This window comes from Vibrio sp. V43_P6S15P86 (genome assembly GCF_009904725.1).
In the GTDB taxonomy this organism is placed as follows: domain Bacteria; phylum Pseudomonadota; class Gammaproteobacteria; order Enterobacterales; family Vibrionaceae; genus Vibrio; species Vibrio diabolicus.
The window spans coordinates 1-5,019 of record NZ_WXWT01000178.1 but is presented as its reverse complement, the minus strand read 5'-3'; the positions used below and the strand labels follow the sequence as shown (position 1 = coordinate 5,019).

3 protein-coding genes are annotated in these 5,019 nt (G+C 47.9%); all 3 read right to left on the bottom strand.

The features are described 5' to 3' along the window. Window positions 1-82: 82 nt before the first annotated feature. The 3 genes from CAG69_RS07850 to CAG69_RS07840 all read right to left on the bottom strand — a co-directional run bounded on the left by CAG69_RS07850 (window position 83) and on the right by CAG69_RS07840 (window position 4,888). Window positions 83-2,914 carry a GH92 family glycosyl hydrolase gene (locus CAG69_RS07850; protein WP_161443574.1) on the bottom strand — a complete coding sequence of 944 codons (2,832 nt, stop codon included), beginning with the start codon at window positions 2,912-2,914 and terminating at the stop codon, window positions 83-85. 121 nt (window positions 2,915-3,035) lie between these two features. Further along, window positions 3,036-4,436 (bottom strand): fructose-specific PTS transporter subunit EIIC, encoded by a 1,401-nt coding sequence (locus CAG69_RS07845; protein ID WP_161443572.1) that lies wholly within the window; start codon window positions 4,434-4,436, stop codon window positions 3,036-3,038. Between the two features lie 11 nt (window positions 4,437-4,447). Next, window positions 4,448-4,888, bottom strand: coding sequence for a PTS sugar transporter subunit IIA (locus CAG69_RS07840; RefSeq protein WP_006741334.1), 441 nt, complete (start codon window positions 4,886-4,888; stop codon window positions 4,448-4,450). Window positions 4,889-5,019 lie beyond the last annotated feature (131 nt).

Below are 5,019 nucleotides of genomic sequence, written 5' to 3'. Positions count from 1 at the left end.
GTTTATAAGGGACTGCTTATAAAATTTGCTTGTAGGGATAGCCGGGAGATGCGCTCCCCCGGCTGAGTTGTCACTATTGGGATTAACGAGAACCTGCTGGCATCTCGTCTTCATGCAAGAACTCACCGATGCCTTGTGCTGGTGGAAGATCTTGCTCTAGAGAGCCCCAACGTTGATTTGGTTTGTCGCCCATCACGAACTCCAGCTCACCGCCGTACATGATTTCGTCATGAGTCAGGTAAGTGCGGTTGAAGTCTTTGCCGTTGTAGCGAGCCGATTGAATGAAGATGTTTTCGCGGCTAACGTTCTTCGCGGTAACCGTGAACTTCTGGTTGTTGCCGACATCGATAGACGCGCTTTCAAACAGCGGAGTACCGATTTCGTAGATGCCAGAAGAAGCGTTCACTGGGTAGAAGCCAAGCGCACGGAACACAAACCACGCAGAGAGCGTACCGAAGTCGTCGTTACCACAAATGCCGTCAGCGGTGTTCTTGTAGCAAATGTTGGTTGCTGCGGCGATGGCTGCCTGACCTTTCCAAGGCTGACCGACGTAGTTGTACAAGTACGGCACGTGGATATCTGGTTCGTTACCTTGAACGTGCTGACCAACGTTACCTGTGTTGAACACTGGGAATTGGTTGTCGCCTGCGTTGCGGTCTGGGTAGGTTGACCAGTACTCATCCAAGCGCGCTGCGAACAAGTCACCGCGTTCTGCTTCAGGGTTTTGTGTCTTGTCGAAGCGTGTCATCAGGTCAATTAAGCCATGAATGTCGTGCTGAACACTGAACGAGTATTGCCAGCCGTTCGATTCAGAGAATGCCCAGTTGAACATGTCTGGACGCCAGTCTTTACCCACCGCACGACCAGTGATTGGGTCTACCCAACCAGCATCGATAAACTCGCCATCGTAGTCACGGGCTTTGAACCAACCTTGGTATTGCTTACCACCGAAGTTGAATTGCGCTTGCCAGTTTTTAGAACGGTTAGCGAACTCGGTGTAGCGTGGGTCTTCTTCTCCGAACACTTCTTTGATCGATTGCGCGATTGCCCAGTCGTTCATTGAGTACTCAAGCGAGTAAGATGCTGTCCAAGAGTCTTTAAATGGTGAGTGACCGCCGTAAGAATCTGGTGGAGTGTCGTGCAATTGCGCTGGCACGTAACCTTGTTCCTCGTACTCTTTGATCCATGCTACGCCTTGGCTCGTTGCGGCGCGCGCGTCTGTGATCATCGCTTCAACTAAACGTTCTTTAACGTCTTTGCGCTCCGCTTCTGTGAAGCCAAGGTCGATCATGCGTTTTTCTAGTGAGCCTTTCGACAACACATCGTGAATCACAGGCGTTGAGTGCATGCCCATCATCATGCCAGTTTCGTTGCCTTTGAATGTCCACTCAGGCAGACGACCTTTGCGCACGTTGCCTTTGTCATCCACCCATTCTTCTTCGGCGTAAGACAGCATAGACAGCACCACGTCTGCTAAGCGGTCTGGCTCAAGAATCGAAGACAACGGTTGAACTGCGCGGTAGGTATCCCACAAAGAGAAAGTGTCGTAGCGCGTGAAGTCTGCTTTGCCATCTTTGTTGGCATCGGCAGTGCGGATTGACTCTTTCAGCGTATCAATCTTGTCGCCCCAAGGTGTGTTGCCATCTGGGTAAGCGTTACGACCTTGGTGAACTTGGCGGTAGCGACCATCTAAGTCAGAGTGAATGGTTTGACCTAGGTACGAGTGGTACATCGCGGTGTAGAACGTCTGTTTGTAATCCTCGTCGCCAGAGACTTGGATCTTGCCGAGTTCGTCTTCCCATTTCTTCGTTGCGGCTTCGCGTACTTGGTCGAAGTTCATGCCAGCAACTTCTGTCATGTTAAGAGAAGCACCTGACTTGCCGTTCTCGCCGATCTCAACGTTTGATAGCGCCAATTTCGCTTCAACCGTTAAGCCGTCTTTGGATGTGTCGAACTCAACGTAAGCGCGTGCGTATTGATACTTGCCACGTGTTTCGTTACCGATTTCTGTAATGCCTTCTGGCACGTCCATGTAACGACCTTGCTCTTTATCATAGTAAGCAAAGCGAACGTTTTTGATTGGTTGGTCGAATTCCATCACGAAGAATTCTTTTTGGCTTGGTGCCCAGCCATCAGAGAAACGGTGACCTTCAAGGCGGTTATTGTCTTTGTCCCATTTCAAGTAAGAATCTGAGGTGTAGTCCCAGTTAATTTTGAAGCCAGTGTTCACGATGATTTCTGACTTCTCATCACGAGGGAAGGTGTAGCGGTGCACACCAACGCGATCCGACGCCGTCAACTCAGCTTTGATGTCGTAATCCAATAGATCGACTTTGTAGTAGCCTGCCGTCGCTTGCTCGTCACGATGTTGGAAGCGAGACGCTTCTAGGTTTAGCGTTGCCGAACCTTCATCAATCATGTAATCCGAACGCGAGTTGATTGGCATGACGAGAATGTCGTTCAAGTCGCCAGCACCTGCTCCGGAAAGGTGGGTATGAGAGAAACCGGAAGTACGTGCGTCGTGGTAGTAGTAGCCTGAAATGTATTCCCAGCCGTTAGAACCGTTGTTTGGAGAAAGCTGCACCATGCCGTGTGGTGTGGTTGCACCAGGGTAGGTGTTGCCTAGGTTACCTGTGCCGATGAATGGGTTGACGTAGCGTGTTACGTCCATATCGGCGAAATCTACTGGGATGTGAACGCCCATGTCGATTTCAGGTGTTTCTGGGTTTGGCTTGTCATCACAGTCGCCATCGCCAACTGGAGGACATACTGGCTTGCCGCCGTCAGGAATATCCGGCAGTGCAGGGTTGGTGTCACCGCCTTCATAAATATTGGTTGTGTCGTCGTTACAGCCAGTCAGACCGACTAGACCACTGAGAACTGCGCAAGCGAGTAGGGAAGGTTTGAATTTCATTTTTAAAGCCTTGTAAATTGTAGGGTTATGTAATTAAAAAAATCAGGGGTATTACTAAAACTTAAAAACTTGAAATAGAGCCCTTTGGGGGAAAGGGCTCTTAGGGGGAGGAGCTTAAGGTTTAAGCTTTCACAAGAGTCGCTGCGTTACGCATCGCTTCTTTCGTTGAACACTCAACAACGTTTGCTTTTGCAAAGCGGTGAGCGTCTTTTACTTGGATATCGTGAGCTAGAATAACCAGCTTCGCGTTTGCTACATCTAGGTCAGTGATGCGGTTCTGGATACCGTTTTGACCTTGAGTTTCTACTTTGATTTTCAGACCCGCTGCCGCACCTGCTTTCTCTAGTGCTTTTGCTGCCATGAATGTGTGTGCTACGCCAGACGGGCAACATGTTACTGCTACGATGTCGTACTCGCCTTCGCCTGCTGCTGGAGTCGCTTGAGCTTGTGCAGGTGCTGCTTCTACGATTTCGTCTTCTGCTTCTTCTTCAGCAACTGGTTTCCAGAAGCCAACGATAACTGCTGTTGTTAGTGAGCCTAGTGCGATACCCACAACGTACATTGGGATGTTGCTTGATACAGGAGCTGTGATTAGACCGCCCCATGGTGCGTGTAGTAGTACGTCTGTTAGGAAGCCGAACACACAGCCAACGATACCACCAGCAACGATTGAAGGAAGAACGCGTACAGGGTCGTTTGCTGCGAATGGGATAGCACCTTCAGAGATACCGATAGAGCCCATGATTGCTGCTGCTTTACCTGCTTCTTGCTCTTGCTTAGTGAACTTCTTCTTGAATAGGAATGTTGCTAGTGCCATACCTAGAGGAGGCGTACAGATTGCGATACCAACACCACCCATTAGCCATGGTTGAGTATCAACTTGAGTTTGAGCAAATAGCGTTGCTACTTTGTTGATTGGACCGCCCATATCGAATGCAGTCATACCACCAAGAATCGTACCTAGAACCACTTTAGAAGCGCCAGCCATAGAAGCTAGGAATTCGTTCATAGAAGCCATGAAGATCTTGATTGGCTCACCGATACCCCATAGAACGATACCTGCAGAGATAAGCGTACCAACAAGTGGGTAGATGAAGTAAGCGCCCAACGCAGTCATGTTAGCAGAAAGAGGGATCTTCTTAAGTTGTAGAACTACACCACCAGCGATAAAACCAGCGACGATACAACCTAGGAAGCCGCCGCCCATGTCAGCCATGATGCCAGAAGAGATCATCGCTGGCGCTAGTGCTGGTTTGTCTGCAATTGAGTAACCGATGAAGCCACCAAGAATAATTGGGAACAACACCAGACCTTTAATACCGATATTAGAAATATCAGCCAATAAGCCGTCTGCAGGAACCGCACCTTTACCGGATGCCATTACCGCCAGCGCCAGTAGTACACCACCCGCAACGATAAATGGAAGCATGTGAGAAGTACCGAATAAAAGGTGACCTTTCATGGTACTTAGGAGTTTTTTGAAATCGCTATTATTGCTAGCTTGAGCTGTGATTGTACTCATAATTTCACGCCTTATGAATTAATTAAAATATTTAGTATTTGGTTTTCGTCTTTTGCGTTATGAATATCTTCAATAAACTCTTCGCTAAATTTTCCGAATAATTCTTGAAGAACATAAATATGGTGGTCGGCACCGTTATCAGGTGAAGCAATCATGAAGAATACGGTTGGTTTGACTCCCTCTTCGTCGCCATACTCGATGCCTTCATGCTTTACGCCAACGGCGATTGCAGGCTCTGTAACCGCTTTGCTTTTTGCGTGTGGGTAGGCGATGCCGTCCATTGAAGTCACGCTTAATGCTTCACGTGCTTCGATGTCGGTTAAAAAAGCCTCTTTGCTACTGATTCGATTATTTTCGAATAGCATCTGTGCTAGCTCTTCAAAGACTTCTTTTTTATTATTTGCTTGAAGGTTGCCGTTAATTAAATTGACGTTTGTTAGTTCTGTAATCATTTTGTGACTCATTGGTACTGAAGTAATGAGTCAAATATAAGTAATGAAGTGGTTTTCAGAAATAGTAAAAAGAAGCCAAAAACTGTACTTTTGGATCGCTCAATATTAAGGGAGATAGCCGTCATTAATAA